Origin of the sequence: Catellatospora sp. NPDC049133, from assembly GCF_040648455.1 — a bacterium.
Classification (GTDB): Bacteria; Actinomycetota; Actinomycetes; order Mycobacteriales; family Micromonosporaceae; genus Catellatospora; species Catellatospora aurea.
On the sequence record NZ_JBEZDT010000064.1, the window covers coordinates 1 to 21847 of the forward strand.

Genomic DNA, 21847 nt, shown 5'->3' on the forward strand with positions numbered 1-21847 from the left:
ACCAGCCCGTCGCAGACCAGGTGCCCGCGCAGCCGGTCCGCGCCCCCGGCCCGGTCGGCGGCCCGCTGCGCGGCACGCGCCTGCAGCGTGGCCAGGTCCGGCCCGGTCATCTCATTCGTCGTCGACATCAGCTCTCTCCCGCGTCGAAGGAACCAAGCCGCAGCACCTCACCGAGGCGCAACCGGCGGTTGAACAGGGTCTCCACCGCAAGCGCGGTCAACATCCCGACGACCACCAGCACCAGGCAGGCGCCGACGATCACCGGGTCGAACGTGACACCCACCGACACCCCGTCGGTGAACTGCGACAGCCCCAGAGCGGGGGCGATCAGATGCGGCACCGCCGTGCCCACCACCGCACCGGTCACCACCGCCACGGCCACCACCGGCATCAACTCCACCAGCAGCAGACCACGGCCCTGACCCCGCGACAGGCCCATCGTCCGCAACCGCGACAGCACCGTGCCCCGGCCCCGCGCCCCCGACACCACCGCGAAACCGATCGCCAGCAACGCCAACGCCACCCCGGCACCCGCACCGATCGCATACGCGAACGTCACCACCGCGTTCAGGCTGGACCTGTCCAGCTCCGCCCGCGCCTGCTCCCAGGTCGTCACCGCGGTCGTCGGCCGGTCGTAGGCGTCGGCCCGCACACCGCGTTCGATCCAGCGGCGCTGGCCCGCGTCGCCGGCCTCGCGCAACCGCTGCGGGTCGGGCGTTCCCGCGATCAGGAAGCCGGTCGGGTCCAGTGCCTGGCGGTCCGCGGCGGCCGGCTGCCAGGGCAGCACGACGAAGTTCGTGGCCCCGGCGATCGGCGCGACGGCGTCCACGGTCTGGGCGACCGCGAAGTCCACCCGGCGGCCGCGGACCGTCACCGAGCCGTGGTCGACGCCCAGCCGCTCCGCCAGGCCGGCCGAGACGACGGCCGGGAGCCTGCCGCCGGCCGGGGCGGCGGTGATCGCCCCGGGGGCGGTCGACTCGACGCCGGAGGCGTTCGCGACCCGCGCGTACGCGGGCCCGTCCACCAGCACCGTGTAGACCACGCCGAGCCGCCTGCCGTCGGCGCTCAGATCCGCGGCCGGATCGACCGCGTACGGCGCCACCGCGACGACGCCGGGCACCGCGGCCAGCTCCTCCGTGGTCGCACCGTCGAAGGCGTAGCCCTCCACCTTCACGTCGGCGCCCATCCGCAGGTCGGTGGCGCGGTCGCGGCCGGTGTCGATGTCGCCCGCCACGGCGACGCTGAACACCGCCGTGCTCACGGCGACGACCAGCACCGCGACCGGGCCGACCACGGCGCCCGCGGTCCGGCCCGCGCGGGCCAGGCCCAGGAAGCCGATCGCGCCCCGGCCGCGTACGGACAGCCGGGCCAGCCCGGTCACGATCGGCGGCACCAGCCGCAGGGTGGCGACGGCCGCCCCGGCGGCGAGCAGCGACGGCACCGCGGCCAGGTAGAAGTCCACGCCGCCGGATCCGTCGAGGCCGCGTCGGCGCAGCAGCCACACGCCCAGCCCGGCCAGCACCAGCAGGCTCAGCTCCGCGGTGCGCCGCCGCACGCTGACCCGCCCCAGGTCGGCGCGACCGGCGGCGAAGGACGGATCACGCGCCACGACCACGGCCAGCACGGGCACCGCCAGCGCCGCGAGCAGCGTGTACGCGGCCAGGATCGGCCAACTCGCGGCGGGCCGTCCGGGCACGGCCAGGCCGAGCAGTGCCCCGGCGGCGGCCGCGAGCAGGACGGGCAGGGACTGCGGCAGCGTGTACGACCCAATGGTGCGCAACGCACCGCCGCGTGCCCGCAGCAGCGCGAACTCGGCGCGTCGCCTGCCCACGGCGACGCGTGCCGCGAGCAGCGCGAGCCCGCCGAGGGTGACCAGCGCGCCGAGCTGTGCCACCGCGAGCAGCGCGGTGACGGAGGCGGCCTGGTCGGCGAACCGGGCCAGCAGCGTGTCCAGGCCGGTCACGAGCAGGAAGCCCGGGCTCTGCCGGTGCGCGACGCCGGCGGCCTCGACGGCCTGCGGCAGCACGCCCATGTCCAGGCGGTTGATGTCGATGCGGTAGCGCCACTCGTACACCAGCGAGGTCCGCTTGGCGAGCCGGTCGAGTCCCGTCTCGTCGCTGAACACGACCGCGCGGAACACCTCGCCGTCGTCGTGGGGCAGGTCTGCCCGCAGTCCCAGCGGCATCGGCTCCCAGAACGTGGCGTCCTCGTCGTGCGGCGCGACGATCCCGACGACCTTGACGAGGATGTCCGGGTCGCCGTCCGCGCCCGGCCACCGGAACACCTGGCCGACGCGCTGGTGCAGCTTGGTGGCGTTCCACCGGGTCAGCACGATCTCGACGGGCTCGCTCGCGGACCGGTCGGTCTCGGGCAGGCGGCCTTCGACGACGTCGGCCTCGTCGGCCAGGCCGCTGCCGGCGCGGAAGCTGAAGAACGCCTTGGCGGGCAGGCCGGTGCCGGTGACCGGTGAGCTCTCCAGCGGTGTCGACATCGACCACCAGGAGTGTTCGATGCGGTCCCGCAGGACGGGCGCGAGTTTGTTCTGGTGGTCGGCCAGTTGCGCCTGTGGTGTCCAGCCGCCGGCTCCGGTGGGCTCGGCGCCGCGGAAGGTGAGGTCGCGGGAGGCGTAGCCCAGTTGCGACAGCTCGTGGTGCAGCGCGTCGTCGGTGAGCCGGTTGGCGGCGCGCGGCGCACCGATCACCAGCGCCGCGGCCAGCATGGTCAGGACGCACAGCAGGAGGGTCGGGCCTGCGGTCGTACGCGCGCGGGAGATCCATCCCTTCACCGGTCGGCTCCGATCCGCAGTTGGGTGGCGGCCAGTCGCCGCCGCGAGGTGGTGGCCACCAGCCCGGCCATCACGAGCGTGACGGCGAGCAGGGCGGCGGCTGTGGCGAGCACGGGTGGCCAGTCCGTCGTGGTGAGCGCGGCCGGCACCGGCCGGTTCGCGCTCGGGGTGAGGATCACCAGGGGGCCGGTGGTGCGGGCGACGACCAGGCCGACGAGCAGGCCGACGGTGACGCCGAGGCCGGCCAGGAACGCCTGTTCGATCATGAGGGCGCGGGCCAGCAGGCCGGGACTCGCCCCGAGGGTGTTGAGCACGGCGAGTTCGGAGGTCCGGCGGCGGGCGGTCGAGCGCAGGTCGACGCCGATGCCGACCAGCGCGAGGCCGATCGCGCCCAGGGCCGCGATGAACAGTGCGAGTCGGCCGCCGACGCCGAACGGGTCGTTGCCGGCGCGCTGTGCCAGGTCGTGGCGGTCGACGACGGCCAGGGTCGGCAGTTGCGCGGCGGCGGTGGCGGCTTCGGCGTGCCGGGCGGGGTCGGTGGCGGCCCACCATTCGGTGACGTCCGGGGCCGGCAGCCCGGCGTGCTGCAGGTGCGCGCTGAGGGAGGGCATGTCGAGCAGCAGCGCGGCGGGCTCGGCGCCGCCCGGCAGGGCCTTCGTCGTGCCGGTCAGCTGGACCGGCACGGTCTGCGACCACAGTTGCAGGTTCAGGGTCTTGCCGGACTCGGTGTGCAGCGCGGCGAGCGCCTCGGGGGTGGCCAGCGCCGGTACGGGTGCGACGGCGGCCTGCGGGCGGGTGGTGAAGGTGAACTTGCCGTAGTCGGCGGCGGGTTCGGCCAGCCAGGCGTCGACCTTGATGCCGTTGCCCCGGACCGTGGCCTCGTACGCCGGTTTGCCGGTGGGCAGGCTCCACGCGGCGGCCGGGGTGTCCAGGGTGATCGCCGTCGCCGTGCCGGAGCGGTCCACGGCGGTCAGGCCGGACAGGGTCCAGCTGACCCGGGTCTGCAGCGGCAGTTCGGGTCCGGTGACGGTGACGGCGGTCAGTCGGATGCCCGGCTCGTTCGGCACCGGCGCGGTGAAGGCGTACCTGCCCCTGCCGGGTCGCAGTGGCACGGTGCGGGTGTCGCCGTGCCGGCCGGTGAACTGCAGCGCGGTGGCTTGGCGCGGGTCGCCGTCCCAGGGGTGGCCGTCGAAGGTGATGCGGACGGTGCCGCGCACGGTGGCGGTGCCCGGCGGCAGCACGGCCCCGGTGACGTGGCTTCCGGCGGCGGCCATGCCCGCCAACAGGGTTGGCGCGTCGCCGAGGTCGGCACGCAACCGGATCAGGTCGCCTGCCGCGGCGGCGTCCAGCGCCACCACCGAGGCCGTGGTGTCGCGTTCGCCTGCCCGCAGGGTGGTGCGCCAGGCCGGGAGCGCTTCGGTGATCCCGGGCAGGTCCCGGATCTGGGCTCCTCGCTGCGGTGGGATGACGGTGCTCGTCTCGGTCAGGCGGAGGTCTGCTCCGGCGGTGTGGTCGGCCTGGTCGGCCTGTGACTGCCGGGCGGTGGCGGCAAGCGTCCAGGCCAGCGTGCTGACGGCGACGCTGAGCGCCAGCAGCAGGACCGGCCCGGCGCTGGGGCGGCGGCCGGCCTGCCAGACGCCGAGTTGGGTGGCGAACCAGCCGGTCCGGTCGACGGCCCGTTCGAGCAGCCGGGTCAGCAGGGGGAACATCCGCAGCGCGACGACGGCTCCGGCCAGCACTCCCAGCGGCGCGGCCGCGGCCAGCAGGGGGTCGACGCCGAGGCGCCCGCCGGAGCCGGTCAGCGGCGAGTCGTACTGGCGCAGCTGGTACCAGGCCAGCACGGCGAAGCCGACGAGGGCGAGGTCGAGGCCGGTGCGCTGGGCGACGGCGACCCGTCCGGGGCGGGACCGGGTGGCGAGGTCGGCGACGTAGGTGCCGCCGCCGCGCAGCGCGGGCAGCACCATGGCCAGTACGCAGCCCAGCCCGGCGCCAGCCGCGACGGCGACCGTGGCCGGAGTGATCCCGGCGGTCAGGTCCAGGTGGGCGGCGCTGAGCACCGGCAGTCGCCCGGCCATCGCCAGCAGCGGCGCCGTCAGCAGTGGCGCGATCACCGCGGCGGGCGCGGCGACCAGCAGGGCCTCGCGGGTGGCCAGCCCGGCCAGCTGGGCGCGGGAGGCCCCGCGGGCGCGCAGCAGGGCGGTCTCCTGGCGGCGGCCCTCGGTCAGCATCGCGGCGAGCAGCAGCAGCGCGTAGCCGCCGAGGATCGCGATGAGCAGCAGCGGAGTGAGCAGGTCGGATCGGCCGACGAGGCTGGCCTGCTGGATCCGGTCGACGAGCCGTTCCAGGTGGGTGGACACCTGGCCGCCGTTGCGGAAGCCGAGCTGGGTGGGGATGTCGGCCAGGTGCTGGACCGTCTCGCGGGCGGCGGCGAGGGCGGCCGGCTGCGCCCCGGACAGGTCCGGGGTCACGACCCAGGCGTTGCTGCCCAGCTCGGACCAGCCGTCGAAGAAGTCCTCCCGGGTGAGCACCAGCGGCCCGTAGGTGTTGCGGCCGGTCTCGGCGCCCTGGGCGGTCTCGGGGGCGAGCAGCCAGTACGGGTCGGCGGCCGCGGTGGCGGCGAAGATCCCGGATACGACGACCTGTTCGGTGTGTTCGGAGACGCCGTTGGCGAGGGGGACCACCGACCCGGCGCGCAGGCCGAGGGTCTGTGCGGCCGCTTCGCCGACGACGACCTGCCGCGGCTGCGCGCCGGGGACGGGCCAGCTGCCGGCGACGAGGCGGGCGTGGTCGGCCAGTTTGTCGAGGAACATGACTCGCGCGTAGGTCACGCCGTAGGCGTCGCGGGCTGCTTTGCCGGTGTCGCCGGCGAAGCGGGTGCCGGTCGCGTAGCCCGCGGCGGTCACCTCGGGTGCGGTGTCGCCGAACCGGGCGGCGAAGGTGTCGCGCACCGCGGTGTCGGTGGCGGTCCACTGCGCGGCCTGGCCGCCGCCGTCGGTGGGGCCGGTGGTCCAGCCGCTGCTGCCGGCGGGGCGGGAGGGCAGGCGCAGCTGGATCGCGCGCTCGTCGGCGGGGGCGGCGGCGACCGCTGCCCGGCCGCCGGACTCGATCACCGCGCTGCTGTACGCGGAGAGCGCGGTCAGCAGCGTCGTCGAGATCAGTACGGCGACCGCGACCGCGGTGAGCAGTCCTCTGGCGCTGTTGGCACGCCGGCGTCCCAGCACGGCACCTCCCCTGTGGTTCGGAATCTCAACCACCTGAGAGAGGTTCAGCGCCCTATCGGTTGCTGTTCATGGCGTTCGCCACAAATGTCGCCGACGTAACGGCTGAGCAGCACAGACGTGCTACCGCGCGCGCCATGGTCCGACAGCGGTTCGACCTTCCGGTGTCATCCAAGCGAACATTCGGTGTACTGCACCGCACCACTCAGGCTGCGCCGTACGCATCTCGACCGAATCGGCGTGTGCGGGTCGGCGCGGCGCATACCGTGGATTGATGCAGGTGTGGATCGCCGGTGAGCAGGGACGGCAGCTGATGGGCCCCGTCCCCGACGGTGTCGAGGTTCAGGTCCTGCCGGCGTGGGACGCCCCGCTGCCCGGCGATCCGGCCACGGTGGAGTTCTGGGTTCCGCCGCTGCTCGGCGGGGCGGACACGGTGGAGCTCGCGCGCGGCATGCCCGCGCTGCGGGTGGTGCAACTGCTCAGTGCCGGCGCGGACGTGTGGGTAGGACAGCTGGACAGCGGCGTGACGCTGTGTGACGCGCGGGGCGTGCACGATGTCGACGTCGCGGAGTGGGTGGTGGCGGCGATCCTTTCCAGCCTGCGGCGGCTGGACTACTTCGCCCGCGCCCAGCAGGAGCACCGTTTCGCCCATGACATGGGCGCCGCCGACGAACTGTCCGGCAAGCGCGTGCTCATCGTCGGGGCGGGCTCGATCGGCCAGGCCGTGGCCGTGCGGCTGGCGCCGTTCGGGGTGCAGCTGACGTACGTCGCGCACACCCCCCACGACGGCATGCACAGCGTGGACGATCTTCCGCAGCTCCTGCCGCAGGCCGACATCGTCGTGCTGCTGCTGCCGCTGACCCAGCAGACCCGGGGCATGGTGAACGCGGCGTTTCTGGCCGCTATGCCGGACGGGGCGCTGCTGGTCAACGCCGCACGGGGCCAGGTCGCGGATACCGATGCGCTGGTCAAGGAGCTGTCGACGGGCCGGATCCGGGCGGCGCTGGACGTCGCCGACCCCGAACCCCTGCCTCCCGACCACCCGCTGTGGGACATGCCCAACGTCCTGTTCACCCCGCACATCGGCGGCGCCACCAGCGGCGTCCTTCCCCGGGCGTACCGCCTGGTGGGCGACCAGGTGCGCCGCTACGCGACCGGACAGCCTTTGATCAACAAGGTCGTGGGCGGCTACTGAGCCGGGCGCTCCCGCCAGGTGGCCGCCCAGCCGAAGCGGCTGATCTGCCTGCGCACGCATGAACGGCGAAAGCGCACCGGATCGGCGAAGCGACCGCGCAGACCGATGCTGATCGCTAGCGTGGTGATGTGCGCACGGACGAAGCAGCCGGTGCCGACCGGGTCTGGGACAGGCGGCGCACCGACAAGGCCCGCCGCCTGGCCGCGGCGGCCGCGCACGTCGACGGCAAGCTGATCCGGCCCGAGGCGCTCGGCCAGGTGCTGGAGGCGGTGATCCGGCCCGGGGACCGGGTGGCCCTGGAGGGCGACAACCAGAAGCAGGCCGACTTCCTGTCCCGGACGCTGGCCTCGTGCGATCCGCACCGGCTGCACGACCTGCACATGATCATCGGTTCGGTGTCGCGGGCCGAGCACCTCGACCTGTTCGAGCAGGGCATCGCCGCGAAACTGGACCTGGCGTACGCGGGACCGCAGAGCGTTCGCATGGCGCAGCTCGTCGCGGACGGCACCGTGTCGATCGGCGCCATCCACACCTATGTGGAACTGTACGCACGCATGGTCGTCGACCTGCGGCCCGACGTGGCGCTGCTGTGCGCCTCCGCGGCAGACGAGCACGGCAACCTCTACACCGGCCCGAACACCGAGGACACCCCGATCATCGCCGAGGCGGCGGCGTTCCACGACGGCGTGGTCGTCGTGCAGGCCGACGAGATCGTGCCGGCCGGGCGGCTGCCCCGGGTGGACATCCCCGGCGACTGGGTCGACCTGGTGGTGCAGGCCGACCGGCCGTTCTTCCTCGAACCGCTGTTCACCCGCGACCCGAAGGCCATCGGCCCGGTGCAGATCCTGCAGGCGATGATCGCCCTGCGCGGCGTCTACGAGCGCCACCAGGTCGTGTCGCTCAACCACGGCGTCGGGTTCAGCACGGCCGCGATCGAGCTGATCCTGCCGACCTACGGCGAGCAGCTCGGGCTGCGGGGCAAGATCTGCCGGAACTGGACGCTCAACCCGCACCCGACGCTCATCCCGGCGATCGAGTCCGGCTGGGTGGAGACGATCCACAGCTTCGGCGGCGAGTCCGGTATGAACAGGTACGTCGCCGCGCGGCCGGATGTGTTCTTCACCGGCGCGGACGGGTCGCTGCGTTCCAACCGGGTGCTGTGCCAGCTGGCGGGCCAGTACGCGATCGACATGTTCATCGGATCGACCCTGCAGATGGACGCCGAGGCCAACTCGTCCACGGTGACCGAGGGCAGGCTGTCGGGCTTCGGCGGCGCGCCGAACATGGGCCACGACCCGCACGGCCGACGCCACTCCTCCCCCGCCTGGCTCGACCTCGGCCACGGCGACGGCGCGGACCTGCGCGGCCGCAAGCTGGTCGTGCAGATCGTGGAGACGTTCCAGTCCAGCGGCGTGCCCACGTTCGTGGAGTCGCTGGACGCCATCGAGGTGGGCCGCAGCGCGGGCATGCCGGTGCCCCCGGTGATGATCTACGGTGACGACGTCAGCCACGTCGTCACCGAGGAGGGTGTCGCCTACCTGTACAAAGCCGATTCACTGGCCGACCGCAGGCAGGCGCTGGCCGCGATCGCCGGGGTGACTCCGCTGGGGCGCTCGGCCGATTCCGGCGCGCTGGAGCGCCTGCGCCGCGACGGGCTGGTGGCGCTGCCGGCCGACCTCAAGGTCGATCCGACCCTCGCCACGCGCTCGCTGCTGGCCGCGCACAGCATCGGCGACCTGGTGGCCTGGTCCGGCGGCCTGTACGAGCCGCCGGCCCGGTTCCGGAACTGGTGACGCCCGTGCCGGCAGCCGTCGCCGTCCACGGCACTCCCCGGACCCCCGCCGCGCTCGCCTCCGCGCTGGGTGAACTCGCCGGGCGGGCGCTAGCCGCGGAGGCGATGCTGACGCCCAAGCCGGGGCTCGTGGACGCACGCGGCGGCGGAGCACACCGCGACATGAGCCTGCCGACGCTGCTCGACTCCGCGGCGGCGCTGGTCGCCCCGATCGCCGCGTGCGCCACCGCCGCGGCGTGCCTGCCGCTGGGCCGCGAGCTGCGCGCCGCTCTCGGCGTGCTCGGCCGCGACGGTGAGCAGCGGATGCTCGCCGCGACCGGCGGCGTCAACACCCACCGGGGTGCGTTGTGGGCGCTCGGACTGCTCGCCGCGGGAATCGCCGCGACGGGCACGGTCACCGCGGCGGCGGGGTTCGCCGCGCGGCTGGCGGCCGTCGGCGACCCCGCCGCAGAGGCGCGGGTGCCGTCGCACGGCACGCGGGTGCGGCGGGTGTTCGGCGCCACCGGGGCCAGGGGCGAGGCCCGCCGCGGCTTCCCGCACGCCGTGCACGTGGCGCTACCGGTGCTGCGCGCCGCACGCGCGGCCGGCCGCGGTGAGCGCGCTGCCCGCACCGACGCCCTGCTGGCCACGATGAGCAGCCTGGAGGACACCTGCCTGCTGCACCGTGCGGGGCCGCGGGGCCTGCGCGCGGTACGCGCCGGGGCGGCGGCGGTGCTGCGCGCCGGCGGTTCGGACACGGTCGGCGGCCGGGCCGCCTTCGACCGGCTGGACCTGCTCTGCCGACTCCGGCGGCTGTCGCCCGGCGGCAGCGGCGACGCCCTCGCGGCGGCGCTGTTCCTCGACGCCGCGGACCGCCTTGTCACGGAATGGAGCCGCTGACGTGCGCACACTGCAGTTCACGTTCCCGGCCACGGCGCGAGCCGCCCATCGGGCCCACGTCGGCGTGGTCGGCTCCGGCGACCTGGAGATCCTGTTCGAGCCCGCCGACGCCGTGTCCGCGACGGTCCGGGTGCGGACCAGTGTCGAAGGCTTCGACGAGGTCTGGCAGGCGACCCTGGGGCGCTTCTTCGCGCGCGTGCCGCTGGCTGGGTCTTGGGAACTGAACGACGCGGCGGCCACCCCCGCGCTGGTCACGCTCCGCCTGCAGCAGGCCGCCCAGGCGGCCGGCTCGGACGCGTCCGCGTCGCACCCGTCCACCCTGGAGGCGTCATGACTGCCGCGCCCACCGAGGTCCCCGCGACCGACACCGCGGCGCTGCTGCTCGGTGCGAGCGTCGACGGCGGCCCCGTCGACTGGTCGCGGGTGCTGCGCCGGCGCAGCTTCCTGGAACTCGACGCGCTGGCCCGAGCCGAGGCCCTGCTCGACGGGCACGACGCCCGGGTGCTGTGCGGTCCGTTCGACCGCCTGGAGTCGCCCTGGCTGGCCCCGCAGGAGGTGACGCCGCAGGCCGACGACGGCGTGGTCGTCGCCCGGGGCGTCATCGGCGGTGCGCAGGCCGTGGTCGTCTCCATCGAGCAGGCGTTCCAGGGCGGCGGCGTCGGCGAAGTCTCCGGCGCGAAGATCAGCCAGGCGCTGCGGCTGGCCGCCGCCGACAGCCGGGCCGGACGGCCGGTGCCGGCCGTGCTGCTTCTGGAGACCGGCGGGGTCCGGCTGCAGGAGGCCAACCTGGGACTCAACGCCGTCGCGGAGATCTGCGCCGCGCTGCTGGAACTGCGCCCCCTCGCGCCGGTGATCGGGGTCGTGGCCGGGTCGGTCGGCTCGTTCGGCGGGCTGAGCATCGCCACCGGGCTGTGCACGCACGTGATCGTCACGCCGGAGGCCCGGATCGGGCTCAACGGCCCGGCCGTCATCGAGCAGGAGGCCGGTGTCGCCGAGTTCGACTCCGGCGACCAGGCTCTGATCTGGGCGGTCGACGGCGGTGAGCAGCGCCGGCGTACCGGGCTCGCCGACGCGCTGGTCATCGACGACGCCGACGCCGTACGCGATGCCGTGCGCCGAGCGCTGGCGGCGGGCGTGACCGCGCCGGGCCGCCACCGCAGCGAGCGCCTCGACGTGCTCGACGCCCGGCTGGCGACCGTCGACCCCGCCGACCCGCCCGAACCGCTGCGACTGCGCACGCTGTGGGGCCAGGCGTACGAGCCGCCGCCCGGCCCGGCCTTGGCCCCGCGCCGGGGCCGTGACGTGCGACCCCGCGCGGGCGGCACGCGCTCGTCGATGGCGGCCGGTGAGCGTGGCCGCACGTGGACGGCGGCGCTGGCCGGCACGCCGCCCCAGCAGGTGATCCCATCGGTGCTGCGTGCCGACCGCGACGACACCGTCCTGCTGGCCGTGGTCCCCGACCCCGACAACCACTTCTACCGCGCCCGGCAGGGCCAGGTCGGGCTCACCGAATGCGCCGCGCTGGCCCGCACCCTGCGGGCGATCACCGCCGAGGACGGCGGCCGCGAGCAGCGGCGCGCCATCGTCGCCGTCGTGGACCTGCCCAGCCAGGCGTACGGGCGTATCGAGGAGATGGCCGGCCTGCACCAGGCGATCGCCGCGGCCGTCGACGCCGCCGACGCGGCTCGGGTCGCCGGTCACCCGCTGGTCACGCTCGTCGTCGGCAAGGCCCTGTCGGGCGGGTTCCTCGCCCACGGGCTGCAGTCCTCGCAGATCCTGGCGCTGGACGACCCTGGTGTGGAGATCCACGCCATGCACAAGGCGGCCGCCGCCCGGATCACCCTGCGCACGGTCGAGCAGCTCGACGAGCTGGCCAAGTCCATCCCGCCGCTGTCCTACGACGTGCGCCAGTGGGCGACGCTCGGCTTCTGCGACGGCCTGCTCACCGTCACCGACGCCGACAACCCGACCGACGCCGACGTGCGGACGGTCCGCGCCGCCATCGCCGAGGCGGTGACCCGCGCCCGGTCCGGGCCCACCGACCTGTCGCACCGCCTGGACTCCGCGCAGGCGGTGCGGGTCCGGGCGGCCTCACGCGCCGTGCGTGACGCGCTCGCCGCGCAGTGGCCGGCCTCGTGATGACCGCCGCCGTACGGCCGCACGACCTGCTTCGTCTAGCCTGCGCCCAGGCGCCGCTGACCGGCGACGAGCCCGGCTGGGTCGGCGAGGCGCTCGCCCGTACGCCGTGGGTGGTGGTCCGCCGTGCCACCGCACCGGCCGGACGGCTGCCGGTCGGCGTCCGCGGGACCGGCCGCCACCAGCGCCACGCCGCCGAGGTGGCACCCTCCGCCGTCACCCGCGTCGCCGAGCCGGAGCGGCTGCGCCCGACGCCGCAGCCCGGCCCCGTGCCCGGTCCGGCCCGGACCCGGGCACTGGTGGTGCTGCACACGATCGGCCCGGTCCTCGACCGGCGCGGGCTCGTCTGGGGTCCGGTCGGCAGCGCCGGGTTCGAGCTGGCGACCGGACTGCCGGTCACCGGCCCCGCCAGCGACCTGGACCTCATCGTGCGCACAGCCGACCTGCCCGGCCCGGACTGGGCAGCGGACCTGCTGGGCGAGTTCACGGGTGCGGCGGTCCGGGTGGACTGCCTGATCGAGACGCCCGCCGGGGCCGTGGCGCTGGCCGAGATCGCCGCCGCGGCCGACCGGCTGGTGCTGCGTACCGCCACCGGCCCCCGGCTGGTCACCCCGGCCGCGGTGCGGGCGGGTTGTGCCGGGGCGGTGGGCGGCAGCACCCGGTGAGCACCGCGCTGCTCTTTCCCGGCCAGGGCACCCAACGCGCCGGCATGCTGACCGGCCTTCCCGGCAGCCCGGCCGCCGCGCGGGCGTTGCGGCAGGCCCGCGAGGTGCTGGGCGCCATCGGCGGCGTACCGGATCCGGTCGACACCGCCGCGGCGCTGCAGGCCAGCACCAATGCCCAGCTCGCGCTGCTGATCGCGGGAGTCGTCACCGCCCGCGCGCTGATCGACGACGGCGGGTTGCGGGTGGAAGCGGTCGCCGGGCACTCCGTGGGCGCGTTCGCGGCCGCGGTCACCGCGGGCGTGCTGAGCTTCGACGACGCGCTGCGCGCCGTCGCGGTCCGCGGCCGGGAGATGGAACGTGCCTGCGCGGGCGGTGCCTGGGGCATGGCGGCGCTGCGCGGGCTGGGCGAAGGCGCCGCGCGGGGCCTCGTCGCCGCGGTCGCGACGCCGGACGCGCCGCTGTGGCTCGCCAACGTCAACGCCGCCGACCAGGTGGTGGTCAGCGGGACGCGGCAGTCGCTGGACCGGCTCGCCGAGCGGGCCCCGGCGGCCGGCGCCCGCGATCTGCGGATGCTGGCGGTGACGGTGGCCTCGCACTGTCCGCTGCAGGCCCCGGCCGCGCGGGCGGTGGCGCAGGCCCTGGCCGAGGTGACGCCGGGCGAGCAGCGGTATGCCTACTTCGCCGACACCACCGGACGGCGGCTGGCCGGCGCCCCGGGACGGGTGCTCGACGACCTGGCCGCGTCGGTGGCCCAGCCGGTCCGCTGGTACGACATCATCCGGCTCATGCCCGAACTCGGGGTGACCGCCGCCGTCGAGGTGCCGCCCGGCCACGTGCTGACCGCGCTCAACGCACGCCAGAACCCGGCGATGACGACGGTCGCCGTCGACGACGTCGGGATCGACGCCGCGCTGCACCGCGTCGAGCGTGCGGGCGGCAGGCGCTCAGATGCGGCGTAGCCGGGGCTGGGACGGGTCCACCCAGGTCTGCTCGACCGGGCCGAGGCCGCAGATCGCGATGACGGCGGGCTCGGGCGCGTCCGGGCGCGCGCCGTCGTAGTGCGGGGTGCCCGCCACCCTGCGGACGTAGGAGCTCGGGTAGGCCGCCACGGCCCGGTCCGGGTCGAAGTCCGGGCCGCTGTTGCACCACCAGACTCCGGACAGGACCACGCACAGCCGGTCGGTGCGGTAGAAGTGCGGTGCGCTCATGAAGCCGGGATACCACTTCATCAGCACCAGGTAGATCCCGTCGGCGTCCTCGCCGCCCGACAGCGTGGCCGTCTCGACCGATCGGGGTGGCGCGTCGGGTGGCGCCTGCCAGGCGATCTGATCGGGAAGCCGGATCACGGTCTGGGCGGGATTCAGTTCACCCATCGTGGATCCCCTCTCGGGGCCGCGGTCTCCCGCCGCCCGACTCGGCGTGACCGCGGACGTGTGCACCGTGCGGCGGTCCGTGCTCAGATCATGCGAAGTGCGCCGCCGTCGATGGGCAGCATCACTCCGGTCAGGTAGCCGGCGGCCGGGGAGAGCAGAAACACGGCCGCCCTGGCGAACTCGTCCGGCTGCCCGAAGCGGCCCAGCGCGTTGTCCGGCGGCTTGCCGCCGGTGATGGCGGCGAGCTGCTTCTGGCGGTCGGTGGCGATGTAGGCGGGCAGGAGCCCGTTGACCCGGATCGCTTTGGCGCCCAGCTCGTCGGTGAGCGTCTTGGCGAGCATGGCGAGCCCGGGGCGCAGGCCGTTGGAGACGGCAAGGCCGGGTATCGGCTCGCGGACCGACGACGACAGGACGAAGGTGATCGAGCCGGCGGCCGTGAACGCGGCCGCCGCCGCCCTCGCGATGCGCAGCGCGCCGAGGAAAGTGGACTCGAAGGCGTCGCGCCACACCTGGTCGGCGACGTCCATCGCGGTGCCCACGGGCGGGCCGCCGACGCTGATCATCGCGCCGTCCAGGCGGCCGAACCGGTCCAGTGCCGCGCCGATGATCCGGCCGGGGGTGGCCGGGTCGGCGTTGTCGGCCACGACGCCGGCCACGCGGGAGTCCCCGCCCAGGTCGCGGGCCGCGCTCGCCACGGAGTCGCCGAGCCCGGTGATGACCACCTTGGCGCCCTCGGCGGTGAGCACCCGCGCGACGGCCAGCCCCAGGCCGCTGCTGCCGCCGGTCACCACGTACACGTGGTCGTTCAGCCCGAGGTCCACGATGTGGTTCCCTTCGACCCCACCATATCCACGGAGCGTATCCGATCAAACGCCTGTGGTTACGACAACTCGTCAACCGGCGGCCTGCCGCTACCGCATGATGGAGATCGTGACCGGTTCGGACGTGGCCGAGTGGGCGAACTTCGGCATCGTGGCCGGCACGGCCGCGGCGACCCTCACCGGGCTGCTCTTCGTCGCGGTGACCCTGCGGATCGAGTCCATTGTCACCACCAGCGACCTGCGGTACCGGGCAGCCCAGACGCTGTCGCTGTTCATCACCGCGCTCACCCTGTCCATGCTGCTGGTGATCCCGGGGCAGCCGCTGGCCGTGCTCGGGGCGGAGATCATCGCCGTCGCGGCGGTGGGCGGCACGGCACTGGCCGTCTTCGATCGCCGCGCGTCACGGGCGGCCAGGCCCGACTCGCTGGCCCGCACGATCGACTCGGTCAGCCTCTCCCTGACCGCCGTGACACTCGTCGCCGTCAGCGGCGTCGCCTGCGCCGCGGGCCGCCAGTGGGGCCTGTACGTCCTGGTGCCCGGAGTCATCGCCGCCCTGTTCAGCGGGGTGGTCAACGCGTGGCTGTTCCTGGTCAGGCCGCCCGGCCACTGACGCCGGGCACGGCGGTGCGCGCCGTCGCGCGCCGCACCCGAGGCGGTGCGGCGCCCGACGGCGCAGGCCCCCGTCAACCCGGCAGCGGGCCGGTCTCGGCCGGCGTGGTCGGCGAGTCGAGCCACTCGTCGATCAGGGCGGTGAAGTCGTGCCCGGTCTTGGCGTTGACGTACGCCGTGAACGACGCGCGGCTCTGCTGGGTGTGCAGGTTGTCCTGGACCCAGCCGCGGGCCAGCGCGAAGAAGCGCTCGTCGCCCAGGGCCTGGTGCAGCTGGCGCTGTCGGCTTCGACCGTGGCGGGCCGAGAGCCGCCGCGCCTGGGTCAACGGCACGCGGACTCCGCGGGTCCGTCCGGGCTGGTGCCGGTGCGCGGGTGCAGGCGTGCGTGCTCGGCACGGTCGTAGGCCTGCACCAGGGACTCGGTCAGGCGCGGGGTCTCGGCGACCAGGTGGTCCGGGACCAGGTGCTTGAGCTCGCGGCTGCGGATGAGCTGTTCGCGAAAGCGCGGCGGCACACCGGCCAGGAACACGGAATGCCCTGCTCGCCCAGTTTGCCGACGCGGTCGTCGAGGGCTTTGAGGAACGTCGCCGACGGCACGTCGACCGAGCCGGATCGCGGCGATGTTCGTGCTGGCCACCGCGTCGATCGGCCGCTACACGCGAGCCCTGCCCACCTGGTTCACCGCGGTCAGCATCCTCATCGGGCTGACCCTGCTGCTCACCGCGAGCCTCGACGCCAGGTTCGCGCTGCTGTTCCCGGTGTGGCTGTTCGCCCTGTGCGTCATCATCCTCACCCGACTGCGCCGATCCGGCACGTGACCGCCCAGGCCGACGCCTGGGTCCGGCCTCTGCCCACGCCTCCCGTAGGTTCCTGGCATGTCTCACGGGGTCGGCGCACGCGAACTGTACGAGGCTCTGGCGTGGCCCGAGGGGGTCGAGCCGAACGAGACGGTCGTCGTGCAGTGGCTCGATCGGGCCCAGGGCGGCTACCGCGCGTGGCTGGCAACGGCGGCCGAAGACGGTTCATGGTGGACCGAGAACGCGACGGAGCCCGGCGGCCGCGAACTCTTGTGGGAGCTGTACGCCCTGCACCGGGTCAGCGACCTGCTGCTGCTCCCCTTCCAGCCTCCCGCCGACCAGCCCGGCTCTCCGGACCCGCGGCCCTTGCTCTCCGAGTGCGAGTACCTCGGCCTGTTCACCTCGCTGGGCATGACGCCGTTCGACGACGGCGACGTGTTCGACCCGTTCCTCCACGAGATCGCCGAGGTCGAGCAGGCCGACGACCCGCACGCGCCGATCGAGATCACCGAGCTGCTATGGCCCGGCCTGATGCTGGGCCGACTGCTGTTCAGCCGGGCCGGCGTGCGGGTCCGCGCAGGCGCCGCGAACGCGCAGTGCGGCGTGGCGGACCGCTCGCCGCTGTACTGGACCTTCCGGCGCCGCCACCGGCCGACGGTCGACCTGTCCCAGGGCTGGGGCCGCAACTCCCAGTGGCGCACCGACTTCCGCCTCGACTACCGGACTCCGACCGGCGACCGGCTCAACGCGGCGGCAGAACACCCGATCGACGGCAGCGCCGATCTGCACCCCGACCACCCGGGTAACCTCAGCCCCGAGGAGCGGCTCCTGACCCCCGGCGAGCGGCGCACGCTGCTGCGCCACCGCTGCCTCCTGCGCGAGCCCGAGGCCGCCGACACCCTGGCCGGGTCGCCCGCCTGGGAGCAGGATCTGATGCCCTTCGACTGGCGGCTTCCGGACGCCGAGTCCTGATCCGGGGTCGCGGTCCAGTCCCGCGACGGCCTCGGCGGTGGGGTGCCGGGCCATCAGCAGCGCCGACTCGGCGCGGGCCCAGACGGGTCTCGGCCGGGGACGGAGCGATCCGGATCACCGGCCGTCCGGCGGCGGCTGGTCCGCCGCTGCGGCGAGCAGCGCCGAGCGTCCGATGCCGCGCGGTCCGGTCAGGACGACCCGGCCGGTGGTGGCAAGCGCCGCGCGCACCTCGGCCAGCAGATCCTCCCGCCCGACCAGCACCCGGCCAGGCCAGGCCAGACGTGGGAGTCATGGAAGACCTGCGATGCAGGGCGGGTGGCAGCCGTGTTCGGGCAACGGGCTGCCGCGCACGCCGAGCGTGCGCCCGCTGTCGGGCAGCTGACAGTTCTGGCTGCCATCCGTCCGCACCCGGTCACCGAATGAGTGACATGCATCTATCACCCCGCCGGGCCAGGCCCGGCTCTCACCACCTCCGCAGAATGGTCGTGACCATGATGGTCGCCGCCGCGACGATCGCCGCGGCGGCGGTCGTGTCGAGCCCGGGGGCGCAGGCCGCCCCCGGACCGTTTCAGGACCTCAAGCTGCCCGGAGTCTGCAACTCGATCGCCTTCACCATGGCGGAGAAGATCGACGCCAAGCTCAAGGCGGACGGCAAGCCAGACCGCATGATCCGCGTCGACGAACCGAAGAAGGGCGAGACCGGCTTCTACGACGCCGCCGTCGCGTACGCCGTGGTCGAGCTCGCGAAGGCGCTGAAGAAGGAGATCGGCGACCTCACCGCCAAGGACCTGGCCGACAACGCCCAGAAGGTGGCCGACGCCGTCGACGCCGCGCTGAAGTGGCGGGCCGACAAGGGCGACACCGTGCTGCACCGCGCCGACCTCGCCGGCAACGAGGTCTACCTCTGGTGCTTGAAGGCCGGCAACGGCCACGGCGGTCCGGACCTGGGGCTGCTGTACGTCCCGAAGGGCAAGGCGGCCAAGGACGGGGTGTGGATCGCCGGCTGCGTCCTGCCCGGCGGGCTCAACGCCTATCAGGGCAGCTACGACGACAAGACGTTCGATTTCGCCAAGTTCGTCTGGTACAACGAGGGCCCCAATCCCGGCAAGGACAAGGAGTTCATCCGCTACACCTATGAGTACGACGTGGCCGCGAACATCCTGAAGATCACCAAGGAGGTCGGGCCGTACAAGCAGGGCGTCTTCACCCCCCACACGACAGAGGTGGAGAAGAAGCCCGGGCCGCCGCCGACCGAGTTCAAGGACCTCAAGCTCAACGGCGTGCAGATCAGCCTGCTCGACGGCGGGTGTGCGTGCCCGGCCCAGCAGGCGGTCGTCGCGGTCGCCGACCCGGCCACGCCCTGGCAGCTCGACCTGGCCAATCCGGTGCAGCGCGGCACAGGCGGCGACGACCTGCCCGCGGGCGTGTCCGTGCGGGTCGCCCCGCACGAGCTGTTCACGGTCGCGCTGCCCGAGGGCGCCCGCTTCGCCGGACCCGGGGCCGACCCGCGCTGGGAGATCGTGTCCGTGCAGGACTCGCTGATCGCGGTCCGCTACCGCGGGTACGAGCCGCTGGTGCTCGGTGTGGGCGCGGTCGTGCGGGCCGTGGCCTGGATCGTGCCGGCTCCGACGCCGACCGTGCCGCCGCTGCCGACCCCGTCGACCTCGGCGTCGCCGTCACCGACGCAGGTACCGACGCCGACCGAGGTTCCGTCACCGACAAGCACCACGCAGCTGCCCAGCCCGCCGGCTCCCACGACGCCTGAGCAGCCCACGGCACCGCCGCCGACCCACACCGCGGTTCCGACCGAGCCGGTCGTGATCGACGGCACCGCGGTCACCCGCTGACCGTCGCCGGGTGGGCCGACCGGACCGGTCGGCCCACCCGGTCTCGCCTCGGAACCGGTGGTGGATGCTTTCCGGGCGTCCGGCTACCCGCAGGTCGCCGCGTGCCCCGCGAGCGCGGATTCGAGCAGGTGCACCGACTCCTGCTCGTGCGGGTCGGTGCGGGCGACAGCGACGACGACCTGTTCGGCCCCGGTGACCGGCAGGTGCGGGACGTCCGCCGGAATGTAGACCAAGTTTTAGCAGCTCATAGCCATGTTGATCGAGTCTGACGCGCTGCGCCGGCAGCCTGCCGGCACGGTTGGCACGAGCCATCACCATATTGTCAGTAGCAGGTGATTCACGGTCAGGGCGGTCACCGCCGCGGCGGCCAGCCACCCGCGCCGACTGCCGGCCGGAAGAAGGGCGGCGCCGGCGGGCAGCCACACCGCGAACGGCAGCCAGATGCGCTCCACCTCGGCCTTGCTGAGCCCGGACAGGTCGGCGGCGGCGACCGCGACCAGCGCCGCCAGCGGCAGCAGCACGTGAGCTGCCCGATCGTGGCGCAGCGTGACGACTGCCCTGCGGCCGATGACCGCGGCGACCGGCCCGGCCGACAGCAGGAACGCCGCGAGGTTCGCCCAGGCCCAGTACCCGTACGCCCGTTCGGCGGCTACGCCCTGGTAGTAGCGCTGCACGACGAAGTGGTATCCGTCGAGCCACCAGAACCCGGCGGCGGTGAACGCCACGACGACGGCCAGGCCCGCCGCGACGGCCGTCGCCAGCACCGGCCCGGCTGTGCCACGGCGCCATGCCGCCGGCAGCACCGCCGCCGCGAGTGGGGCCAGCAGCACCAGCCCGTAGGACAGGTAGCAGGCGAAGGCGAGCAGCGCACCGGCGGCCAGGGCGAGGCAAACGGCCGGGGCGCGCCGCCGGCTGGTCAGCGCGAGCGCGAGCAGGGCCAGGGCGGTGCTGGTCAGTCCAGCGAACAGGCCGTCGGCGGACGCGCCGATCCACACCGCGCCGGGCAGCAGGGCGGCGAACGGCACCGCGACCCTGGCGGCGTCTTCGTGGCCGAGGGCGCGCAGGGTCACCGGCACGGCGACCGTGGCCAGTGCTCCGATCAGCACGCACGCGAGCGCGGCCGGGCCTCCGCCGCCCAGTCCGATGCGGTCGAGCCAGACGAAGACCAGCAGCGCGCCGGGCGGGTGCCCGGATACGTGGGTGGTCCACGAGTCGGGCTGGAAGTCGAGGATGCGGCCGGTGAACCCGGCGAGCATCGCGGGGATGTCGGTGACGGCGGGGACTTCGGTGAGGTATTCGGCCTGGGCGGTGAGCCTTCCGGCCAGGCCGAGCCGCCAGCCGTCGATCATGGCAAGGCTGAGTGTCCACAGCACCGAGGTGGCGTATCCGGCGGCGAGCAGCCGCCGCCAGGGCAGGATCGCGGCCAGTCGCGGCCCGTGCAGGACGGCCGCGGCGGCCACGGCCAGCGCGGCGGGGGTGCCGACGCCCAGGTGGGGGTGCCACAGGGCGAACAGCGGTGCGGTCTGGGCCTGTACGGGTGCGCCGGACAGGTTCAGCGCCGCGCCGACGGCGATCGACGCGGCCACGAGAGCTCCGGCCAGGGCGGTGGTGATCCGGTCGGCGGTCGGGAACGCCGCCTCGGTCCGCGCGGGCGGGGTCTGGGTGGTGATCATGTCAGGCGCGCAGTGGTGCGTGGGCGAAGTCGGCGAGCCCGGCGGCGAACGGCACGGCGGCGGTGAATCCGATCTCGTCGCGGGCGCGGCGCGGTGAGGCGACGATGTGCCGCACGTCGCCGGCCCGGTAGGCACCGGTGACCTGCGGCTCGGGGCCGTTCATCGCGGCGGCCAGGGTGACGGCCATGTCCGCGACGGTGCGCGGATCACCGGAGGCGATGTTGTACGCGCGCAGGCCGGGGATCTTGCGGTCAGGCAGGGCGTGCAGGGCGGCGAGGTTGGCGTCGGCGACGTCGGCGACGTGGACGAAGTCGCGGCGCTGGCCGCCGTCCTCGAAGACCTGCGGTGCCCGCCCGTGCTCCAGCGCGGAGCGGAAGATGGCCGCGACACCCGAGTAGGGCGTGTCGCGGGGCATGCCGGGGCCGTAGACGTTGTGGTAGCGCAGCGCGGTCGCGACCGCACCGGACTCGCGGGCCCACGCGTCGGCGAGGTGCTCCTGGGCGAGTTTGGTCGCGGCGTACACGCTGCGCGGTTCGAGGCGGTCGTCCTCGTCGACGGTGCCGGCGTCCACCGTGCGGCCGCAGCGTTCGCAGCGCGGTTCGAAGCGTCCGGCGGCCAGGTCCTCGGCGCGGCGCGGCGCGGGGCGGGACTGCCCGTGCTCGGCGCACAGGTACCGGCCTTCTCCGTACACGACCATGGAGCTGGCCAGCACCAGCCGCCGGACCCGGTGGCGGGCCATGCCGGCCAGCAGCACCGCGGTGCCCAGGTCGTTGCAGCCGACGTAGTCGGGCAGGTCGGCGAGGTCGACTCCCATGCCGACCATGGCGGCCTGGTGCACGACGGCGTCCATCCCGGTCAGCGCCGCGTCGACCGCGTCGCGGTCGCGAAGGTCCGCGCGGCGGACCTGGATCCCGTCGACGTCGGTGACGTCGGTTCCGGACCGGTGCGCGGCGGGGTGCAGGCAGTCCAGCACGGACACGTCGTGTCCGGCCGCGGTCAGGGCGCGGGTGACGTGCGTGCCGATGAAGCCGGCGCCGCCGGTGACGAGTACTCGCATGACCCACCAACGTAGGCGGCCGCCAGGC

The 21847-nt window shown here is 74.4% G+C and carries 21 protein-coding genes; 11 read left to right on the top strand and 10 right to left on the bottom strand.

Features of this window, described 5'->3' with window-relative positions:
- Positions 1-127: 127 nt before the first annotated feature.
- A complete protein-coding gene (locus AB0B35_RS40595) occupies positions 128-2785 on the bottom strand; it encodes an FtsX-like permease family protein (protein WP_361056786.1) in 2658 nt (885 codons plus the stop codon).
- A complete protein-coding gene (locus AB0B35_RS40600) occupies positions 2782-6006 on the bottom strand; it encodes an FtsX-like permease family protein (RefSeq protein ID WP_361056789.1) in 3225 nt (1074 codons plus the stop codon). The genes AB0B35_RS40595 and AB0B35_RS40600 overlap by 4 nt, the downstream gene beginning before the upstream one ends.
- Before the next feature lie 271 nt (positions 6007-6277).
- On the opposite strand from AB0B35_RS40600, the gene AB0B35_RS40605 reads away from it, so the two are divergent.
- The 7 genes from AB0B35_RS40605 (at position 6278) to AB0B35_RS40635 (ending at position 13629) form a co-directional block, all read left to right on the top strand.
- The gene (locus AB0B35_RS40605) at positions 6278-7198 is read left to right on the top strand and encodes a 2-hydroxyacid dehydrogenase (protein ID WP_361056792.1); all 921 of its coding nucleotides are present in this window, start codon (positions 6278-6280) and stop codon (positions 7196-7198) included.
- 128 nt (positions 7199-7326) lie between these two features.
- Positions 7327-8991 carry a malonate decarboxylase subunit alpha gene (gene mdcA / locus AB0B35_RS40610; protein ID WP_361056795.1) on the top strand — a complete coding sequence of 555 codons (1665 nt, stop codon included), beginning with the start codon at positions 7327-7329 and terminating at the stop codon, positions 8989-8991.
- 5 nt (positions 8992-8996) lie between these two features.
- Entirely contained in the window at positions 8997-9869 is an 873-nt protein-coding gene (locus AB0B35_RS40615) for a triphosphoribosyl-dephospho-CoA synthase (RefSeq protein ID WP_361056798.1), read from the top strand.
- A gap of 1 nt (position 9870) precedes the next feature.
- A complete protein-coding gene (gene mdcC / locus AB0B35_RS40620) occupies positions 9871-10203 on the top strand; it encodes a malonate decarboxylase acyl carrier protein (protein ID WP_361056801.1) in 333 nt (110 codons plus the stop codon).
- The gene (gene mdcD / locus AB0B35_RS40625) at positions 10200-12008 is read left to right on the top strand and encodes a biotin-independent malonate decarboxylase subunit beta (protein ID WP_361056804.1); all 1809 of its coding nucleotides are present in this window, start codon (positions 10200-10202) and stop codon (positions 12006-12008) included. Before mdcC ends, mdcD begins: the two co-directional genes overlap by 4 nt.
- On the top strand, positions 12008-12670 hold the full coding sequence (locus AB0B35_RS40630) for a malonate decarboxylase holo-ACP synthase (RefSeq protein ID WP_361056807.1): 663 nt from the start codon (positions 12008-12010) through the stop codon (positions 12668-12670). The genes mdcD and AB0B35_RS40630 overlap by 1 nt, the downstream gene beginning before the upstream one ends.
- Entirely contained in the window at positions 12667-13629 is a 963-nt protein-coding gene (locus AB0B35_RS40635; RefSeq protein WP_361056810.1) for an acyltransferase domain-containing protein, read from the top strand. Before AB0B35_RS40630 ends, AB0B35_RS40635 begins: the two co-directional genes overlap by 4 nt.
- On the opposite strand, the gene AB0B35_RS40640 is transcribed toward AB0B35_RS40635, so the two are convergent.
- Both AB0B35_RS40640 and AB0B35_RS40645 read right to left on the bottom strand, forming a co-directional pair.
- Positions 13615-14043 (bottom strand): hypothetical protein, encoded by a 429-nt coding sequence (locus AB0B35_RS40640; protein ID WP_361056813.1) that lies wholly within the window; start codon positions 14041-14043, stop codon positions 13615-13617. The two genes, AB0B35_RS40635 and AB0B35_RS40640, sit on opposite strands and share 15 nt — an antisense overlap.
- 83 nt (positions 14044-14126) lie before the next feature.
- Positions 14127-14864, bottom strand: a complete 738-nt coding sequence (locus AB0B35_RS40645; RefSeq protein ID WP_361056816.1) for an SDR family oxidoreductase — start codon at positions 14862-14864, stop codon at positions 14127-14129.
- A 109-nt stretch (positions 14865-14973) separates the two neighbouring features.
- Here AB0B35_RS40645 and AB0B35_RS40650 point away from each other — a divergent pair, with 109 nt between their 5' ends.
- Entirely contained in the window at positions 14974-15474 is a 501-nt protein-coding gene (locus tag AB0B35_RS40650; RefSeq protein WP_360541471.1) for a hypothetical protein, read from the top strand.
- Between the two features lie 73 nt (positions 15475-15547).
- Here AB0B35_RS40650 and AB0B35_RS40655 read toward each other — a convergent pair whose 3' ends face one another.
- Together AB0B35_RS40655 and AB0B35_RS40660 are read right to left on the bottom strand one after the other, a co-directional pair.
- Positions 15548-15805, bottom strand: coding sequence for a hypothetical protein (locus AB0B35_RS40655; RefSeq protein WP_361056819.1), 258 nt, complete (start codon positions 15803-15805; stop codon positions 15548-15550).
- Positions 15796-16002 (bottom strand): hypothetical protein, encoded by a 207-nt coding sequence (locus tag AB0B35_RS40660; protein WP_361056822.1) that lies wholly within the window; start codon positions 16000-16002, stop codon positions 15796-15798. Before AB0B35_RS40660 ends, AB0B35_RS40655 begins: the two co-directional genes overlap by 10 nt.
- Positions 16003-16093: 91 nt before the next feature.
- On the opposite strand from AB0B35_RS40660, the gene AB0B35_RS40665 reads away from it, so the two are divergent.
- Both AB0B35_RS40665 and AB0B35_RS40670 read left to right on the top strand, forming a co-directional pair.
- Positions 16094-16291: a hypothetical protein gene (locus AB0B35_RS40665; protein WP_361056825.1), complete on the top strand. Its 198-nt coding sequence runs from the start codon at positions 16094-16096 to the stop codon at positions 16289-16291.
- A 57-nt stretch (positions 16292-16348) separates the two neighbouring features.
- On the top strand, positions 16349-17242 hold the full coding sequence (locus AB0B35_RS40670; RefSeq protein WP_361056828.1) for a hypothetical protein: 894 nt from the start codon (positions 16349-16351) through the stop codon (positions 17240-17242).
- Positions 17243-17356: 114 nt separating this feature from the next.
- Here the strand turns inward: AB0B35_RS40670 and AB0B35_RS40675 are convergent, their stop codons facing one another.
- The gene (locus AB0B35_RS40675) at positions 17357-17503 is read right to left on the bottom strand and encodes a hypothetical protein (RefSeq protein ID WP_361056831.1); all 147 of its coding nucleotides are present in this window, start codon (positions 17501-17503) and stop codon (positions 17357-17359) included.
- A 224-nt stretch (positions 17504-17727) separates the two neighbouring features.
- On the opposite strand from AB0B35_RS40675, the gene AB0B35_RS40680 reads away from it, so the two are divergent.
- Positions 17728-19089: a hypothetical protein gene (locus AB0B35_RS40680; RefSeq protein ID WP_361056833.1), complete on the top strand. Its 1362-nt coding sequence runs from the start codon at positions 17728-17730 to the stop codon at positions 19087-19089.
- 83 nt (positions 19090-19172) lie between these two features.
- On the opposite strand, the gene AB0B35_RS40685 is transcribed toward AB0B35_RS40680, so the two are convergent.
- From AB0B35_RS40685 to AB0B35_RS40695, 3 genes are all read right to left on the bottom strand, one after another.
- Positions 19173-19322 carry a hypothetical protein gene (locus AB0B35_RS40685; RefSeq protein WP_361056836.1) on the bottom strand — a complete coding sequence of 50 codons (150 nt, stop codon included), beginning with the start codon at positions 19320-19322 and terminating at the stop codon, positions 19173-19175.
- 78 nt (positions 19323-19400) lie between these two features.
- Positions 19401-20762: a hypothetical protein gene (locus AB0B35_RS40690; protein WP_361056839.1), complete on the bottom strand. Its 1362-nt coding sequence runs from the start codon at positions 20760-20762 to the stop codon at positions 19401-19403.
- 1 nt (position 20763) lies between these two features.
- Positions 20764-21819 carry an NAD-dependent epimerase/dehydratase family protein gene (locus AB0B35_RS40695; RefSeq protein ID WP_361056842.1) on the bottom strand — a complete coding sequence of 352 codons (1056 nt, stop codon included), beginning with the start codon at positions 21817-21819 and terminating at the stop codon, positions 20764-20766.
- Between the last annotated feature and the right edge of the window lie 28 nt (positions 21820-21847).

Excerpts from the sequence above, each read along its gene's own strand:
- AB0B35_RS40605 (WP_361056792.1), top strand. The coding sequence starts at position 6,278 with ATGCAGGTGTGGATCGCCGGTGAGCAGGGACGGCAGCTGATGGGCCCC.
- mdcD (WP_361056804.1), top strand. The coding sequence starts at position 10,200 with ATGACTGCCGCGCCCACCGAGGTCCCCGCGACCGACACCGCGGCGCTG.
- AB0B35_RS40630 (WP_361056807.1), top strand. The coding sequence starts at position 12,008 with ATGACCGCCGCCGTACGGCCGCACGACCTGCTTCGTCTAGCCTGCGCC.
- AB0B35_RS40640 (WP_361056813.1), bottom strand. The coding sequence starts at position 14,043 with ATGGGTGAACTGAATCCCGCCCAGACCGTGATCCGGCTTCCCGATCAG.
- AB0B35_RS40665 (WP_361056825.1), top strand. The coding sequence starts at position 16,094 with ATGTTCGTGCTGGCCACCGCGTCGATCGGCCGCTACACGCGAGCCCTG.
- AB0B35_RS40670 (WP_361056828.1), top strand. The coding sequence starts at position 16,349 with ATGTCTCACGGGGTCGGCGCACGCGAACTGTACGAGGCTCTGGCGTGG.
- AB0B35_RS40690 (WP_361056839.1), bottom strand. The coding sequence starts at position 20,762 with ATGATCACCACCCAGACCCCGCCCGCGCGGACCGAGGCGGCGTTCCCG.
- AB0B35_RS40695 (WP_361056842.1), bottom strand. The coding sequence starts at position 21,819 with ATGCGAGTACTCGTCACCGGCGGCGCCGGCTTCATCGGCACGCACGTC.